This is a genomic window from Methanothrix soehngenii GP6, assembly GCF_000204415.1.
GTDB classification, from domain to species: domain Archaea; phylum Halobacteriota; class Methanosarcinia; order Methanotrichales; family Methanotrichaceae; genus Methanothrix; species Methanothrix soehngenii.
On record NC_015416.1, the window covers coordinates 105673 to 122700 of the forward strand.

General features: G+C 47.7%; 14 protein-coding genes. 5 read left to right on the forward strand and 9 right to left on the reverse strand.

Annotation, left to right across the window (positions count from 1 at the left end; translation table 11 throughout):
* Window positions 1-2: 2 nt before the first annotated feature.
* The 6 genes from MCON_RS00450 to MCON_RS00475 all read right to left on the reverse strand — a co-directional run bounded on the left by MCON_RS00450 (window position 3) and on the right by MCON_RS00475 (window position 7670).
* Window positions 3-1802, reverse strand: coding sequence for an SLC13 family permease (locus tag MCON_RS00450; protein WP_202795811.1), 1800 nt, complete (start codon window positions 1800-1802; stop codon window positions 3-5).
* Between the two features lie 125 nt (window positions 1803-1927).
* A complete protein-coding gene (locus MCON_RS00455; protein WP_048131574.1) occupies window positions 1928-2989 on the reverse strand; it encodes a hypothetical protein in 1062 nt (353 codons plus the stop codon).
* A 181-nt stretch (window positions 2990-3170) separates the two neighbouring features.
* Window positions 3171-5126, reverse strand: coding sequence for a GNAT family N-acetyltransferase (locus MCON_RS00460; protein ID WP_013718085.1), 1956 nt, complete (start codon window positions 5124-5126; stop codon window positions 3171-3173).
* A gap of 48 nt (window positions 5127-5174) precedes the next feature.
* Window positions 5175-6281, reverse strand: a complete 1107-nt coding sequence (locus tag MCON_RS00465; RefSeq protein WP_013718086.1) for an RNA-guided endonuclease InsQ/TnpB family protein — start codon at window positions 6279-6281, stop codon at window positions 5175-5177.
* Window positions 6282-6417: 136 nt separating this feature from the next.
* Window positions 6418-7194, reverse strand: coding sequence for a 23S rRNA (adenine(2030)-N(6))-methyltransferase RlmJ (gene rlmJ / locus MCON_RS00470; RefSeq protein ID WP_013718087.1), 777 nt, complete (start codon window positions 7192-7194; stop codon window positions 6418-6420).
* Window positions 7194-7670: a hypothetical protein gene (locus tag MCON_RS00475; protein ID WP_157863595.1), complete on the reverse strand. Its 477-nt coding sequence runs from the start codon at window positions 7668-7670 to the stop codon at window positions 7194-7196. Before MCON_RS00475 ends, rlmJ begins: the two co-directional genes overlap by 1 nt.
* Before the next feature lie 474 nt (window positions 7671-8144).
* On the opposite strand from MCON_RS00475, the gene MCON_RS00480 reads away from it, so the two are divergent.
* Window positions 8145-9845, forward strand: coding sequence for a ferrous iron transporter B (locus MCON_RS00480; RefSeq protein ID WP_013718089.1), 1701 nt, complete (start codon window positions 8145-8147; stop codon window positions 9843-9845).
* Window positions 9846-11308: 1463 nt separating this feature from the next.
* Here the strand turns inward: MCON_RS00480 and MCON_RS00485 are convergent.
* On the reverse strand, window positions 11309-12445 hold the full coding sequence (locus MCON_RS00485) for a hypothetical protein (RefSeq protein ID WP_048131579.1): 1137 nt from the start codon (window positions 12443-12445) through the stop codon (window positions 11309-11311).
* Between the two features lie 106 nt (window positions 12446-12551).
* Here MCON_RS00485 and MCON_RS00490 point away from each other — a divergent pair, with 106 nt between their 5' ends.
* Entirely contained in the window at window positions 12552-13493 is a 942-nt protein-coding gene (locus tag MCON_RS00490) for a fasciclin domain-containing protein (RefSeq protein WP_013718091.1), read from the forward strand.
* Between the two features lie 102 nt (window positions 13494-13595).
* On the opposite strand, the gene MCON_RS00495 is transcribed toward MCON_RS00490, so the two are convergent.
* Window positions 13596-14315, reverse strand: coding sequence for a hypothetical protein (locus tag MCON_RS00495; RefSeq protein ID WP_157863597.1), 720 nt, complete (start codon window positions 14313-14315; stop codon window positions 13596-13598).
* Between the two features lie 84 nt (window positions 14316-14399).
* The gene (locus MCON_RS00500) at window positions 14400-14798 is read right to left on the reverse strand and encodes a hypothetical protein (RefSeq protein WP_048131584.1); all 399 of its coding nucleotides are present in this window, start codon (window positions 14796-14798) and stop codon (window positions 14400-14402) included.
* Between the two features lie 258 nt (window positions 14799-15056).
* Between MCON_RS00500 and MCON_RS14980 the strand changes: the two genes are divergently transcribed.
* From MCON_RS14980 to MCON_RS14985, 3 genes are all read left to right on the forward strand, one after another.
* Window positions 15057-15809 carry a hypothetical protein gene (locus MCON_RS14980; protein ID WP_013718094.1) on the forward strand — a complete coding sequence of 251 codons (753 nt, stop codon included), beginning with the start codon at window positions 15057-15059 and terminating at the stop codon, window positions 15807-15809.
* 116 nt (window positions 15810-15925) lie between these two features.
* Window positions 15926-16153, forward strand: a complete 228-nt coding sequence (locus MCON_RS00510) for a hypothetical protein (protein WP_157863598.1) — start codon at window positions 15926-15928, stop codon at window positions 16151-16153.
* A 109-nt stretch (window positions 16154-16262) separates the two neighbouring features.
* Complete coding sequence (locus MCON_RS14985) at window positions 16263-16868, forward strand: 7-carboxy-7-deazaguanine synthase QueE (RefSeq protein ID WP_052297496.1); 606 nt, start codon at window positions 16263-16265, stop codon at window positions 16866-16868.
* Window positions 16869-17028: the final 160 nt, after the last annotated feature.

Below are 17028 nucleotides of genomic sequence, written 5' to 3' on the forward strand. Positions count from 1 at the left end.
TATCAGATTAACAAATAGATGAATGTTGTTTCAATGCATATGAAAAGAACGGTCATAACGCCTCCCGCCTTGAGGTAATCCCTGATGGTATATCCACCGGGATCCATCAGCAGAGCGTTCACCTGATGGGTGGGAAGGATAAAGGAGTTCTGAGATGAGACTGCCACCAGCAGAGCCAGAGCCCTGGGATCCGCCCCTATGCCTGCGCTCAAAAGTAGCACCAGAGGAACTAAGAGGACTGTTGCCGCCACATTGGATATGATCAAAGAGAGAGCGGTTGTGAGGATGGCTAGGGAGAGCATGACTGCAATTGGGTGGGCGCCAGCCAGAAGATCGACAAAAGAGCTGGCGATGAGCCTGGAAGCTCCAGTGTTCTCCATCGCTATTCCGAAGGGAATCAGGCCGCCTATGAGAATTACGCTCTTCCAGTCTATGGCGTGATAAGCCTCGTCCGGAGTGAGAATCTCCGCCAGAATCATGGCCACAGCTCCAGTGAGAAGAGCGATAGAGATCGGCATTCCTGTAAAGGTAAGGGCCAGGGAAGCAATGAATATCATGACGGCCAAAGGCCCCTTCTTATAGCGAATCTCCTCTCCTTCGGGATGAGTGAGCAGCAGAAGATCCTGGTGGCTGGCAAGAAGCCTCAGGGTGTCCCATGATCCAAAGGCGATGATGGTATCGCCGGCTGCAAGAGGGGTATCATAGAAATCCGATCTTGACTCCCTCATTTTGCTATAGTGAACGATCGGTTCTATGGAGAACTTCTGGCGAAATCCGATCTCCCGCAGGGTTTTGTCTATGATCGAGGCCTTTGGCCGGACGATCAGCTCAGCCAGGCCAAATCCTCCGCTATCCAGGATGGACTTCAATCTGCTCCGGTTTTCAGTGGGCACACAGCCGGAAGCCGAAATAAAATCATTAAAATCCTCTTTGGATCCGAGGAAGGCCAGCTCCTGGCCGGACTCCAGGCGAGCATATCGGGAAGGGGCTACAGTCACCTCAGTATTCTTCCGGATGGCAAGCAGATTGAGGTCATATTTGATCTTGAATGATGCCTCTTCCCTTGTCTTTCCAGAGAGATTGGATGATCGGGGGAGAATGCAAGTCTTGATAGCGTAGTCGATGCCCCAGATCTCAGCCACTGTAAGCTGGCATTTCTTTTCCTTTTTATTCGGGAAGATGCGAGATCCAGCCAGGGCGAAGAGGGCGACCCCGGCTATGAGCAGAGGCAGTCCTACCGGAGTTACGGCAAACATGGAGAAGGGCTCCATCCCGTTCTGGCGCAAGAGATCATTGAGGACGATAAGAGGTCCAGAGCCGATCATTGTTACTGTGCCACCCAGGATGGCGGCAAAGCCCATGGGCATCATCAGGTGGGAAGTGGGGATTGAGGTCTGCTGACCTATCCTTCTTATCGCCGGCAGGAATAGGGCGGCTGCTCCGATATTTTGCATCACTGAGGAGAGCAAGCCCACGGTCATGGATACAGTAGAGATGATCCTTTTCTCATTCGTCCCAGCATATTTGATAATAGTGCTGGCCAGGCGGGATGTTACCCCGGTTCTCTCGATTCCGTATCCCAGGATCATCACCGATGCCATTGCCACCACGGCATTTGAGGCGAAGCCTGATATCGCTTCCAATGGGCTGATAAGGCTCAGCCAGGCTAAAGCGAGGCAGGCCACTATGGCGACAAGATCGAGCCGTATACGGTTGCTTATAAAGAGGACGAGCATGGCTGCGATCACCATGCTGAGGAGAAGGATGCTATTATCCATAGGGAAGAGGATATTTGCAGCCAAAGAGGATAAAAAGGTTCTCTCCTTGTTGGCGGGATGATTGCGTGAAATGCTACACAAAAAAATGAAAAATAAACAAAAAAATGAAAAATAAACAAAAAAATGAAAAAAATGCTCAGATCGTCAGATCAAATGGTAAACCTGTATGCTGCACCACTTAAGAATGTCCCTGTCTCCCAATAGCTCTCGCCATCCTTGCTGATCACTATGGTATGCCACATATTCCCAGGCACATTAAATCTGTAAATGCCATCGGAAAGATCCTTTCCGAATCCCTCTGTGCCTATATATTCTCCATCAAGGTATACATCATAGCCTAAAAGCCAGCTTGACCTGAGGGTCACAGCAGCTGTCCCGCTGAGCGGCACTGGAACATATGAATTCCGATCTGTCCAGGTGCCGGAGCCCTGGCCGTAGACATATACGTAGATATAGTTGCTCCATCCATTGCAGTAATACTGGAGGATATGCCAGCCAGGAACATCTCCATTGAACCATTTCTTATTCCATCCGGCAGAGGAATAGCCCAGATATTTTACACTCAGCTCTCCATTGGGGTACCACTCATAGATCCATAATGGGCCGGAAGAGGAAATCTGCAGCCACATAGGCTGCCAGCCAAATAACCTGCAAGCTCCTGTCGTCTGAGGAACATAGCTCAAATAGAGCTCATTTCTTGCTATCACTCCACCTGGGACTGCGGCGCTGATACTGGATGGATAAGTGGACTTTTCGCTTGATGTCGCTCTTCTCTGCTGGCCGGAAGAGAATCCAGTTGCAGAAGTGTCAGCCCTATCGATGCCTGCTTTAGCGAAGTCGGTCGGAGCAAAGTCAGTTGCGGCGATCAGTGAGTCTTCAGCCCCGGCAGAACTGGGCGCCTCTTTATAGTCCACTATAGATGATTCTGGAGGTATATCCAGCCCCAGGATGTCCGGGCTGCTGGGAGCAACAGGAACAGGAGCGCCAGAAGGAGCCGCGGTCTGGTAGACTGTGCTCTCCTTGGAGCTTGAGCCTGTCTCAGTTAATTCGAATCCATCGAACTCGGAGTATTGATTCAGGCTTCCATCGACATAATACTGGCCTTCTGAGATATATGGTACCATCGCAGACGGACTGTCCGTATAAGCCTGGTCAAAGCCCTGCTGGCCATGGGCAGATATCGCCATGAATATGACAAAAATGCTCAACATTGCTAGAAAAATGTCTTTTTTCATCCACTTCACCTCGATTTTAATATGATATTACACTCCCCTTTGATTCTTGATCTCCATCGACTATCCCGATGGATAATATTTCGATCGCTCTCATGATGTAAAAAAGTATGTTTTGTATGAACCTTATGAAGATCCTTTAAAGGTCCATCACCAGTTGTCAGGGAAACATGGCCACCAGCTCATAGACCCCGGAATCGCGCCTCTTGCTGACTGCAAAACCCATTTTTTTAAATAGATGGAATACGGGATCATTTCCTGCCAGGACCTCAGCGGTAAATCCGAGGAGCCCCTGCCTTTTCGCGAGGTATGTCAGATATGCCAAGAGCTCGCCTCCTATTCCATGGTTCTGGCAGTCATCCCTTACTACCAAAGCCACATCTGCGGTGAACATATCGCTGTTAATGCCATACTGGCCCAGGCCGCAGATGGACTCGATACCATCCTCTTCTACAGTTGCCACCAGAACCATCTTCTGGAAGTAATCCACCGCAGCAAACTTCTGAAGCTCCTGGTGGGGAATATCTCTCCGGGCGGAGATGAACCTCTGGTACATGCTCTCGTCGGACAGGGAGTAGAAGAAGTCTTTGAGAAGGGGCTCATCGCTGATCTTCACCGGCCGCAACAGGATTCCGAGACCCGTCCTGGTGGTCTTCCATGCCTCCAGCTCTTCCGGATACTCTCCCTGCACTCCGGGAATGAAGGCTTGGTCCGGATAGATCAGATGCATCCTCTTAGCCTCCTCAATCAACCAGAGGCGGAATAAGGGATGAGCGATGGCGATTAGGGCCATGGCTCTCTCTCGGATGCTCTTTCCATGTAGATAGGCGATACCGTATTCAGTTACCACATAATGAATATCTCCCCTAGTCAATGTGACCCCTGCCCCCTCCCCAAGGAATGGAACTATTCGGGAGACTCGTCCCCCTTTCTGGGAAGCCTCATCATCTGAGGAATCAGCGCAGGTGACTAGAGCGGTAGAGGGCAGAGCGAGGACGGTCTTTCCTCCTGGTGCAATAGCCGTGCCCCTCATGAAATCGGCCTGGCCGCCAATACCGCTATAGAAGCTATGGCCCAAAGACTCTGCTGTGGCCTGGCCGGTGAGATCGATCTCCAGGGCGCTGTTGATAGCTATCATTTTGCTGTTCTGGGCGATGATCAGGGGGTTGTTGGTGTAGTCGATGGTCCTGAACTCTATGCTATCGTTATTTCGCAGAAAATCATATGTCGAGCGGTGGCCCATGCAGAAGGTGGCGATGGTCTTTCCAGGATTGATGCTTTTATTGCTGTTGTCCACCACCCCATCCCTTATGAGCCCGGCTATGCCATCGCTCAGTAGCTCAGAATGCACCCCTAGATGCTTTTTCTTCTTCAGGCTGGAGACGATGGCATTGGGAATGCTGCCGTATCCCACCTGGATGGTCGAGCCGTCTTCCACTATTCTAGCCACATATTTTCCTATTCTCTGGGCGATCTCACCTGGGACATCCTCTATGTACTCCAGAAGGGGCTCATCCCAGGGGATCAGATAGTCCACGTCGTCCATCCGGATCCAGCCATCGCCATTAATGGCGGGCATATGAGAGTTGGGCTGGGCGATGACTATTCCCGCTTTCTCCACCGCCGTGCGGACGATATCGACGCTCACTCCCAGGTTCAATCTGCCATCCTTGTCCGGCAGGGTGGTCTGGATGAGGGCCACATCCAGCGGTATTCTCTCCGATCGGATCAGCTGGGGAAGATTGGAGAGGAATATGGGGGTATAATCAGCTTCGCCCCGATTGACGGCGTTTCTAGTATGGTCGCCTATGAAAAAGGAGTTGAGCCGAAAGTTGCTCTGGAACTTCTCGTCCGTGTATGGTGCCACCCCAAGGGTGACTATGTTTATGAGCTCAGCGTCAAGAAAGGCTTTGGGTCGCTCTTTGACGAATTCAAGAAGCGATCTGACCAGATGCTGGGGCTCCCCGCAACCTGTTCCCACGAATATCCTGTTGCCGGGGCGAATTTCCTGGAAGATGAAGCGCTCCAGATCTCTGAACTTGCCCGGCCACTTTTCCTTGATATCATGCCAGAAGGCTTCTCTATCATATGATTCTGAATTGAGTGATTCCTGCATTTCGAGCTCCTTGGTATTGATTATTATATCTGGTGACTACTCCCCTGCCTAGAAGACCGGGGCTTCTACGGATTTGATGCCGACAGATTGTAGTCCCAATCTGAGTATGTTGATTGCAGCATTCCAGTCTCGATCCATTGAAAGACCGCATTGAGGGCAATTGTGGACTCGATCTGAAAGCGTCTTTCCGACTAGGATACCACACCTAGAACACATCTTTGACGTATTTCTTGGATCTACTAAGACAACCATCGAACCGGCACTCTCAGCCTTGTACGAGGTCAGAGTCACAAGCATATTCCAAGCCACGTCTGAGATGGATTTTGCCAGGCAATGGTTTTTGAGCATATTTTGAATACTAAGATCTTCAAAAGCGATCAATCCGAACCTGTTAACCAGATATCGACTAACCTTATGGGCAAAATCGTATCGCTTGTTAGCGATCCTTTCATGGACCCGCTCAACCATCCGAAGAGCTTTCTTTCTTTCTGGAGTGCCTTTCGGTGCTTTTGAGAGCTTCCTTTGGACTCTGGCGAGTTCCTTTTCCTCTTCTCGGAAAGTCTCACCATTGGAAAGAGTCGCAAAGCTTTCCAGACCAACATCTACACCAACGAGAGAACCGACTTTCCAGGGAGGCTTAAGTTGATCTTCGATCTCCACAGAAAAGCAGGCAAACCATTTACCTGTCGCAGCTCTCCTTACGGTCAGCCGTTTGATTTTGCCTTCTATGGATCTATGGAGCTTGATCTTGATATTACCAATCTTGGAAAGATAGAGCTTACCAGCATTTAGCTTGAACCCCTTCTGAGGATAGGTAAAAGAATCGTACCAACCTCTTCCCCGAAATCTTGGATATCCAGGATTCTCTCCGGCTTTGACTCTTCGGAAGAACGCCTTCAAGCCAAGATCCACCCTTTCCTGGGCATTCTGAAGGGTTTGGGAAAAGACATCGTTAAGTTCAGGCTTCTCTTCTTTCCAAGCTGGAAGAAGATTGTGCGTCTCGTACTTGGATACGGATTTGCCTTCTTTCTCCCAAGCATCTTTTCGGTATGCTAAGGTCTGATTGTATGTCCACCGGCATAGATCTATGGTCCTCTCCATCTTCGTCCTTTGGGACTTTGTTGGATAGATCCTAAATTTATATGCCTTGAGCATAGATACTTTTTATGCGGTTGATTGTGTTTATAGTTTTCTGCACAACGGTGGGGCACGATTCATCCCCTCCCCTGAAGGAGAGGGGTCTTCTCTGCCCCTACACCCCGATGTTATTATTTGATTTGAAAGCTATTTATTATCCGATGATCTGCAGAAAGGCCTTGATCCGGGCAGATATGCGGGGGATCATTGTCTCATCTGGAGACGCTACTCGAATGCTGCATCCCTCCGCTCCGGCATACTCCAATCCAATCCGGGAGAACTTGACGAAAAACTCGATGGATTGATCGCTAAAGGACGAAGGAATCTCTTTAGGGATGGTGGCCATCATGTGCCAGCATAATACCGTCCAGCCGAGACTTTTCGCAGTGCAGAAGATCTCCTCTGCCGCATCCTTTTCTTCTGGAGAAGTGAAAGGAGGATCTATAAAGAGAAGACCGGGAGAAGAACTCTTCAATAGGGACATAACACCAGAAAAGCCATCATCCAGATGAAACGATATAGGAGAATGATCGAGGCATTCATTCCAGGCCGCCCCGACTGCAGGATCGATATCCCAGATATTGATCAAGAGATCCGCCTTCTTTCTCTTCGCTAGTTCTGCCACCAATAGGGCAGATCCAGGATAGAATTCTATCTGCAGAGAGCTAAGCGATTCGATGGAATTGAATTCCGCTAGAATATTGAAATAAGGAAAATCTTTTAGGAGAGGCAGAGCCGGCCAGATTCTGCCGATTCCGCTCTCCCAATCACCAGATGGCTTTAAGGCATATTTCGGGCGTCCTACATGGCTTTCTGCATAAACCAGGCTGCTATCGGGGGTGAGGAGGCAATTTGCCACCTCCAGCAACAGGAAATGCTTCCAGACATCGCCTGCATTGCCTACATGCGCTCTGTGATCGTAAGGGCCCATCAGGACCGAGGTTGCTCATTCTGGTACATCTTCTTGGCGATATTGAAGGCCTGGGCGGGAGTGGCTATGGCGATCTTCCGGGATTCCTCGAAGTTCGCTTTGGAGGCGGCGGCAGCGGTGGCGGCTGTGCGGAGCAGCTTCTTGTCCACCTCATTTGTCAGCCAGCGAGCCCCTCCTATTCCCACCAATAGAGCGCCGGCGATGGAGGAGATGGAAACGGAGATCTCTTCGGTTCCAATTCCCGTGACCGTGCCGAATAGAGCGGTATTGGCAAAGGCTCCATAGAGGCCCCAGGAGACGAAGGCGGCAACTGCTCCCAGGAGGACGTTGCCGGCAAATCCTGGACGGATTATTGTGACCTCTCCCGCACTCTCCTCGCTGGGCTTGATGAAGCCATTGTCGCTTACAAGCGCATTCACAATTCCTCCCACCGCACCACTCAGCATGATAACTCCAATAGGTACTAACATCGTCATCGGCATTTGCGTCCTCCCTCATATCAGCAGAATTCCGAACAGATTTCACATCTTAATAGGGTCATACCCTTATTAGAGTGAAAGGATCCGGATCCAAGCATATATCTCTCTAATTTTTTTGAGAATATTAAGATTTTATACTATTTGAACTTTGCGTTTATTATTTTGATCAATGCATTATCTTTTGATAATTCATATGTCATTGGAGGCGACAACAAGGGTTCATGCCATAAGACAAATTCCAGAAGTGATTCTTTTTGATGGCAAACCAGGTTTTTATAATGGCTGGTTATAGATGGGAGCGGGATAAGGTGAATTCAAATCGCCCAAGAACTAAATGAATATAATACCTTAGAGCCATCCAAGAATGGTATATCTTAGGTATGAGGTATGAATGACTTGGCTGACAACTACAATTGGCTGCTAATTGCAGTCTTTAGATCATATGATGCGATAGAAAGGGAGCAATAGATCTTGAAGATCCTTTTGATGGGAAACCCAAATGTGGGAAAGAGCGTTATCTTTTCCCGGCTTACAGGAATTGAGGTGGTCTCAGCCAATTACCCCGGAACCACGATCGAGTATACGGAGGGACGAATGAAGCTGGGAGAGAAGATGGCCACCCTCATCGATCCGCCTGGCGTATACTCGCTCGAGCCCACATCCAAGGTAGAGGAGGTGACAGGCCACATTCTGGAGCAAGGGGCAGATGTGGTGGTTAATGTGATCGATTCCACCAATCTGGAGAGAAATCTCAACCTAACCCTTAAAATCCTGGAGAAAGGCCTTCCCACCGTAGTGGCCCTCAACCTCTGGGATGTGGCCACCCGCAAAGGAATCGAGATCGATACCGCCATCCTAGCAGAGGCGCTGGGGGTGGATGTGATTCCCACAGTAGCTGTCAGCGGTCAGGGAATCTACGATCTGGTGGAGGCCATTGGAAAAGCTAAAACCCCTCCGCCAGTGCAGTTTGAATCCTCTGACCAGCGCTGGGCGCGGATTGGGGAGATAGCTGAGAAGAGTCAGAAGGTTCTGCATCGGCATCCATCCCTCTTTGACCGGCTGGAGGACATCTCGCTCAAGCCCCTAACGGGCATTCCCATTGCCTTGTTGCTTTTATATCTCTCCTTCAGTCTGGTAATCGAGGTGGGCGAAACTCTGCAGTTGAAGGTCACCGATCCCCTATTCATCGCATATTCCAATTTCATAACCGATTTAGTGCATAGATACGTCAGCTCAGAGCTCTTAAGGGAGATATTGATTGGCAGCAGTCCAGAGCTCTTAAAGTCCTTTGGAATTCTGACCACCGGCCTCTATATTCCTTTAGGGATAGTCTTGCCATTTTTAATTCCCTTTTATCTGCTGCTGGGCATACTGGAGGATATCGGCTACCTTCCCAGGCTGAGCGTCATCCTGGATGCCTTCATGCACAGGATAGGCCTTCATGGTGCTGCTATCCTGCCTTGTGTATTGGGAATGGGCTGCAGCGTTCCTGCTGTTCTCTCGGTCAGAATACTGGAGTCGGCCAAGCAGAGGTATCTAGCTGCGACTCTGATGACCATGGCCATTCCCTGCGCCTCTCAGAGCGCCATGATATTCGGCATACTCGCTCCCTATGGCCTGAGGTATATCTTCATAGTCTATGCCACCTTATTTCTCTCCTTTGTGATCACAGGCTATCTGCTCCACAGGTTCATTGGCGGTGAGTCGCCGGAGATCTTCCTGGAGATCCCTCCCTACCGCATGCCAAATCTACAAGCCCTTTTGAAGAAGACCTTTATTCGGGTGCGGGAGTTCCTGAAAGAGGCAGTGCCTTATATCGGTCTAGGCATGATCATAATGAACTTCTTCTATCTGACCGGACTGATGCATCTGATAGGCGAGGAGCTGAAGCCGGTTGTATCCGGGCTTCTGGGTCTTCCCAGCGATGCTGCCACTGCATTGATTATCGGCTTTCTCCGCAAGGACGTTGGGATAGGCATGTTCGCTCCCCTGGATATGACTCCGGTGCAGTATGTTATTGCTGCCGTGGTTTTGGCCATGTATATGCCCTGTGTAGCAACATTCATGGTGATGCTCAAGGAGCTTGGCGTCTCGGGAACGGCAAAATCAGTGGCTTTGAGGCTTGTCGCTGCCCTTGTGGTTGGGACAGCTCTAAACCTAATTCTCAGCTAGATACCTGCTATGCTCAAGGGAGTATCTCACCCTCTATTTTTTTTTAGTGATTGATTCTCCTGCAACTGAATATCTCTTGGCCTCATGACGGAATAACTCTTGGCTAGTCATCTAGCGTAGAACACTCCCTTTTTAAAATCTAAGCTGCCCTGACCCCTGCACACGATTTTCCCTTCATTCATTTGCTCAGCTCGGCTTTAATTGCCTCGTTATCTCTGCCTTTTTAACTCTAACTTTTTGCCTGAATTATAGCTTCAATGAAAAGAATCTTAAAATTTTATTTAAAAAATGATCTGTTTATTAATTATTTTTAAATGTATTATGTCTAAATAACATTTATTTTTTTATTTGATTTTATGATAATATCACAACATAATCAATTCGATGTAATTATAAATAAATAACGTTATAAAACATTTGCAAATTATGTAAAATCATTATAATTATAGCTTATATTTTTATAATTAAATCGGGTTGATACCTGAAAGTTTTAAATTTGTTATTTTTATAAATAGCTTTTTAGTCTATAAAGTATAGAGCATTTGGTCAGTTTAATAGTTTATAAAAATTTTTACATTATTTTCTCTGAAGCCTTTAAATCTTATAGTATATGTGAATGAATGGAGCTAGAATGCTGATTTAGCTTGTAGAACCATTCTCTCTCTGGTAAATGATGAGGATAGGCGGCAAGAGGGGCATATTCGTATAGTATATGGAATAAAGTGATTAACAAAACTGGGCTTTTCGAGGGGGTAATAAAATCATACCTATAGTTTATAGTATCCAGTTCCATTTAAAGGATTTTGATATTCTATTCGGATCTAGCGTGAAATTTCTTGAAAAATAAATAATATCTAATTAACTTTAAACTCATAAATTTATATAACAAATTTACTATTCTTCAATTTATCGGCATTTTCTATTTTTTTACATAATTAATTTTTTTAAAAATTTTGTACATATTAATTATTATTATCAAAATTTAAATTCTATAGATAATAAGATATCTAAAAAAGAGAAATATTTAAATTTGTTAGAAAATTTTATTATTTATTGATTTTTATTTTTAATCTCACACACCATCTGAGTGAGAAGTGAGGATAGATTAATAAACTCTTTTTATTATATTTTTAATATTATTATATATTTGTGGGAGTGGGTTGGTCAATGGATAAAATGATACGAAAAGGCTCGAATATTCCCCTGTTGAATCCCTGAGGAAGCTTTCTTTTGGAGAGTTGGAACTGAGAAAAGGGAAATCACCTCTTTCGCGAACATTATAGCTTCATAGCGAAAATTTGCTCCTCGCTATTTATCATGGGTGAACTCTAATCGTATATTCTCTGTATCTTTTCGCCTCTGTGGTGAACCGCGGTGCTCTGACCTAAACACAGAGGAACAGAGGCCATATTCTCTGCCTGACCTCACCCACACAATTCAGCGCAGAGCCCGAAAATTATACATCAGCTAGCTTTCTGGAGGAGATCGCCAGGAACTGATCTCTTAATGGTGGGAAGAAAGCTGGCAGATACAGCCAGCATTGGTCCCAGTATCACGCCCGATCCTCCCAGGAGAGCTATAGTCCCGATCACTGCCAGAAGAGATCTCTGCAGAATTCCTGCCTCCCCCCTGGCCAGGCGGATAGATGCCACTCCCAAGAGAGCATGGAACAGGATTATGGCCATGGTGATATAGACCTCCGGACCATAAGGAGCGCGGCTGAGGCTGTAGATCATTTGAGTTATGACCAGAGAGCTGGTGCCGAGAAACAGAAAGCCTGCTAAAGTCCCCGTCAGGCTGAACAAGCTGCGACGACTTCCTCTCCAGTATATGAGCCCTCCAGCGATTAAAGCCACCAGATAGGGAATGAAGATCATAATGACGCTCTGCCCCTCCCAGATGTAAACCGATGCGATCTGGATCGGAGCGATCATCCTGTCGGTGAAGCTGAACTCCTCGCGATATCCTACCACTAAACAATAGTGGCCTCCTTTCTCATCTGCTTCTGCTGCTCTTAATGATGCCCCTTCATTCGAGCCGTTCCTGGTGTTCTCATAGATCGCGGCATAATACCGGCCCGATTGAGGGGCAGAGAGGTTGATCTCTGCCAGCCCGATGAAGCTGCTTGGACCAAAGGGCTCATAGGTCGCTATTCCTTCCCTTCCATCGGCTGCAAGAGCACCCAGATCCTTAAGGCTTTCAGGAAGGATTATGTTCTTGGGAATAGCAGAATTCTCAAGAAGAACGGCGCCCTCGAGGGAGGTGTTCCCCTCAGGCTGCTGGGCGGATGAGCCGCTCTGAACCCCGATACCCGGCCCTATCAAGAGAAGGTCTGGCAGAAAGCCCTCGTCTGCCGGGTCTGTGGATTTGAGCAGCCCCATATAGATTCTCTCTCCTTCTCTGACATCAAAGCTGAAATAATGAACGGTTTCGTTCTCTAAAACGGCATAAACCGCCCAGGATTTAGCCGGATTAGAGATATGCAGGGCAGAGGATATATCCTCATTTCCTCCTCCTATGAGAGGCACATGTCCGGCAGCGGTAAATGGAAGCAGGAGCATGACCAGCAACAAGGCAAAGATGACTCTCTCGGGCGACACATCCTCGCATAGCCGTTCTATCAGTATTGAATATTTCGGCTTATGCAGAAGGTTTATCTTTTATCCAGTTGATAAACTATCCAGCGAAATGAGTGGAGGTTATGATATGACAAGGAAAAATTTGATATTCCTGAGTCTGTTGTTCATTACGGGATGGCTTTGCATGGGTTCATGCCTGGCACAAAATAATACAACTGCCCATGGAGTCCTGGATGCTGCCGGGGAATTGGGCCTGACTGAGTTCTCAGAATTGGCTGAAAGCACGGGTTTTGCCAGTACTCTGGACAATCAGGGTGTCCTCCTCTTCGATTCCGGATCTTTTGTGATCTTCGCCCCCAGCGATGATGCTTTTTCCGCAATTGACGACATGGACATGAACATCCTCATTGAGAATCAGACGGAGCTTGAGCGGGTTCTCTCCTATCATGCGGTCTGGAACAGCGGTTCCTTTGTGAATATCTCCGATATTGATAGCGCAAGGACTCTGCAGGGTGAGAACCTCAGCATCAACAGCACCGATGGTCTGATGGTGAATGGGGCCAATGTAACAGAGAGCATTCAATACGATAACGGTGTCATCTATGTAATCGACAAGGTGCTCATGCCTGAAAAGAGCTCGATGGCTGGCGCGGCCAAGGCAGCAGAGAATCTGGGTGCAAAGGATTTTGCCTCTGCCATTGTCGCTGAAGGGCTGGAGGATAGGCTGAATGGCCAGGGGCTTATGGGAATCACCACCCTGGGAGAAGGGCCATTTACCATCTTCGCTCCCAGTGATGAGGCATTTGATGCCGCCAAGTCCACTGTCGATTCGATCAAAAAGCAGGATATGGGAATGATAGACCTGCTTGGCTATCATATGGTTGAGGCAAAGGATCTCATCAATATGACCGAATCCGGCTCCGCCAAAACCCTGCAGGGAGAATCTCTGGCAGTAGATTCCGCCACAGGCTATGTGAGCATGGCCAGGGTATCGGGATCCGAGAGGTACAGCAATGGCGTCGTCTATCTGATCGATCAGGTTTTAGTGCCTATAAGCCTGAGCATGTGAGGCCATTCAGGCTGCATCGAAATTTTTTAATTGGGATCGAGATCGATAACGATACTCGATTCTCATCTTCTTTTGATCTGCGGAATTCGGATCTGCTCAATTTCAGCTGCATTTGAGGCATTTGAATATCTCATCTGCGCTGAATGACACTGGCTTTGATGGAATGAATCTCAAATAAACGCTGTCATAACCCAGCCAGCTGTAGTTTTCTCCCTGAATTATATAATTGCTCTTTATGGTCATATTCCTTGATATGTGAAATGTGCCGATGTATTCCTCTTCCATCATCAGGGCCGGGTCTCTCCAGGGATTGCTCGTTTTTCTGCTGCTCTCCAAATCCGTGCCATCCTGAGAGGAGAGATCAGCCTGAAACGCACCAATGCTGACCTTGCCTTCGGTTACAGTCTCGTCGATCCTCATACCAATGGAATTGGAGCTGATACGTGTCGAATCTCCCTCCTGATAGCTTCTCTCCGAGACTGTATACTCCGATGATCCTGAGATCTCATGCGCTGACTGGATAGAGTGATGCAGGGATGTGCCAGAAAAGCCCTTGCTGAGCACCTGAGTCCTGCTGGCGATGGGTGAATAGAATAATATGGGATGCGACGAAGAATATCCATTAAGCGAAGAATTGACAATAGGAGAAGTCGGGTCGGGTGAAGCGGCAATTCGGTCCAGCAGATCCTCTTGAGATGCCCCTGCACAGCCTATCAAGGGCGATTGGATTGCCGCCAGGAGGCAGATTATAACAGAACACTGCACTGCAGCATTCCAACTTATCCGGAGAGGAATGAGGTGCATTTTACCTTTTGCAGCCATTTGATCTTCATCTTCCTGCAAGCACCCTTGGCTCCGGAGCATATATTTTAATCGGTTGAATCTTGAATTAACCTTGGCGAACCATTATGCATTGATCTTTGGGTGATATATGACCAGATTTCGGCCGCCAGTCAGGACCTTTGAAATAATCCAGTACATCAGGTCTGGCAGTCGGCAGAGAGTATCCTCCAGTTTAGAGGATATGGGATAATCCCTTCCGTCAGGAGTTCGCCTCTCCCATTTGCAGCCATTCAAAATGGAATCGTTGATCCCATCATCAAAAATAGGGCATAGCTTGCTGTCCTTATTTAAGGCGAAACCATTAATGATATGCGTATTTATGTCATCTCCTTGAAAATCGCAGGTTTGAATGCATAGTGCTGCCCGACCGCCTTCGGATAGAATAAAGAAGTACCGGCCGGGATTATCCAGGAGGTCGTAGAGCAACTTTCTGCGGCTAACCTCGATCCCGATCTTTATCATAATCCCCAAACCCCATATAGCCTATAATGTAATGTTAAATAATTAACAATAAAGGGTTATATGTTTTTTGGTCAGATGGATCCAAGAACGCATATATTGGATAATTATTCTGTCGAACATCGTTTTGACGGATGGATAAAAAATCGTCACTGAAATGAAAAAACAGAAAAATTTTGGGGTGTCTGATCTTTCGCCTGAAATTTTTGGGGGCTAAGTTTATATTGTTGCCAGACGGGATTTACATTTTGAGGTAAACAAATGCGTCACATGAAATTGGCGATTTTGGTCTCAGCACTATGCTCTTTGGCTTTTATTGGTGCTGTGTCCTGCGCGGAGATGGCCGCGAATGAGACAGAATTGGATGAGATGGAATTGAATGAGATGGAATTGAATGAGACGGAAATGAATCGGACGACATTCATCTTCATTCAGGAGGGGACTGGTGGCACCTTTGTAAAGGATGAGTCAGGAAACTACACGCTAACCATCACTGGCGTGGTGCCATATACCATTTACTTCTCAGACCGTCCTGAACGAGTAGTTGGGTTCGCACCAATGGATAAATTCCTCGATGGATTTTGCTTTGGTGCCATAGACCCACCCAATGCAGCGGTGATGCTCAGGGAGGGAGAGAACGAGAGCGATGTAGTCGTGGCGGAGCTGACCTCGCCCCAGTTTGATGAGACAAACAGCACTCTGACATACACAGCGAAAGTCCTCGATGATTACACATTTAATTCCGACTGGTCGCATATCATCTCCAAAGCGGATGACGCGATTCCAGAGGCCTTCGGTAATGTCTCAATTGTTATTGATGACTGTCCAGATAGTTTTGTAGGATGCGATAAGAGTTGGGATGAAGGCTGCGGCAGGATCAAAACGGGCTGTTGCTGGCATACATGGGATTTTACTTGCGAGGCATGCCACAACGATGAGTATTATGTGAACAAATGTATCGAGAAATATGGCGAGGAGTGTTCGCGTACTGGTGATTATTGTGGCGCATTCTAAGGTCATTGTTGACGGAGAGAAATAATATCGCTTAGCCTTGAAGCAGAGGTTCAAAGTCAACTCCTTTTTTTGGGCATCAATGATATCGACCGGATATCTTAAGTGAGCTTGATCTTTTGCACGTGCATCTCGCTCGTTGTGGGCTTCTTTGCGGGCTCGTCACCGTGGCGATCGGCACTCTGGTGAGCCTCTTCTCCCGCTACCTGCGCGGCGCAGCCGACGAGGTGCTATTGGGCTTAGCATATATTATCCACATCTTGAAGGCCTTTCCCCTCATAATAATACTCGCTGCTCATATCAACCCCATTAACTGGAATAGCATTTTAGGGGCAGGCCATATTTAAATATTGAATATATTTTAAAATACAAGAGAATGAGAGATATGCCTGGAAGCGCTATAGGAAAGGCGCAAATGCGGATCGATTTAAAAACAATGACTATAGGTCAGATGGCATGAAGCTGATTGAGATATTCCGTTCGTTGCAGGGAGAAGGGCCCGCCATGGGAAGGCCGGCACTGTTTATAAGGCTCTCGGGCTGCAATCTGAATTGCGAGGGCTGCGACACCGATCTGAAGCCATCGCTTGATCTATCCGTCCTTGAGCTGCTGAAGAGAATTGAGGGCCAGGGCAAGAGGGTGATCATTACCGGCGGTGAGCCAACCTTGCAGATGAATGAATTGGTGGATCTGATCTGCAGGCTTTACAGCCGGGGGATGGAGATTCACATCGAGAGCAATGGCACCAATACAATTCCCCTGGATATTCTGGAGAAGATTTGTTGCGCTGTGGTAAGCCCCAAGAGAGGATCTGACTTTAATCTCGGCTTTTGGGCGAATAAGAGCAATGTCCACCTCAAATTCGTCCTCGGAAAGCCAGACTGGTGCTGGAATGAGAAGGAGCTGAAACAACTCATTCCCATTCTCGATCGAGAGAGAGTATGGATAATGGCCTATGGGACGGACCAGGGAATGCAGAATGCTAGTGAGGCCTGGGACCTGGCGCTGAAGCTGGGAACAAACTACTCCGATCGCCTGCATATAAGATTAAAACGAAGCTGATAGGGGATGGATCCGCCCGCAGGGAGTAATCAGAAGGGTATCTAGGCACGGGCGGTCTAACTCATAGTAATGTCGGTGGATATGAATAGCTTGGCCGTGCAGTGCGAAAGTATTCGCAAGGATGGGATGAGAGAGGACAAGTCAAAGCAAATGGACATGA

Excerpts from the sequence above, each read along its gene's own strand:
- rlmJ (WP_013718087.1), bottom strand. The coding sequence starts at position 7,194 with ATGGGCCCTTACGATCACAGAGCGCATGTAGGCAATGCAGGCGATGTC.
- MCON_RS00495 (WP_157863597.1), bottom strand. The coding sequence starts at position 14,315 with ATGGCTGCAAAAGGTAAAATGCACCTCATTCCTCTCCGGATAAGTTGG.
- MCON_RS14980 (WP_013718094.1), top strand. The coding sequence starts at position 15,057 with ATGCGTCACATGAAATTGGCGATTTTGGTCTCAGCACTATGCTCTTTG.
- MCON_RS00460 (WP_013718085.1), bottom strand. The coding sequence starts at position 5,126 with ATGCAGGAATCACTCAATTCAGAATCATATGATAGAGAAGCCTTCTGG.
- MCON_RS14985 (WP_052297496.1), top strand. The coding sequence starts at position 16,263 with ATGAAGCTGATTGAGATATTCCGTTCGTTGCAGGGAGAAGGGCCCGCC.
- MCON_RS00490 (WP_013718091.1), top strand. The coding sequence starts at position 12,552 with ATGACAAGGAAAAATTTGATATTCCTGAGTCTGTTGTTCATTACGGGA.
- MCON_RS00465 (WP_013718086.1), bottom strand. The coding sequence starts at position 6,281 with ATGCTCAAGGCATATAAATTTAGGATCTATCCAACAAAGTCCCAAAGG.
- MCON_RS00455 (WP_048131574.1), bottom strand. The coding sequence starts at position 2,989 with ATGTTGAGCATTTTTGTCATATTCATGGCGATATCTGCCCATGGCCAG.
- MCON_RS00500 (WP_048131584.1), bottom strand. The coding sequence starts at position 14,798 with ATGATAAAGATCGGGATCGAGGTTAGCCGCAGAAAGTTGCTCTACGAC.
- MCON_RS00475 (WP_157863595.1), bottom strand. The coding sequence starts at position 7,670 with ATGACGATGTTAGTACCTATTGGAGTTATCATGCTGAGTGGTGCGGTG.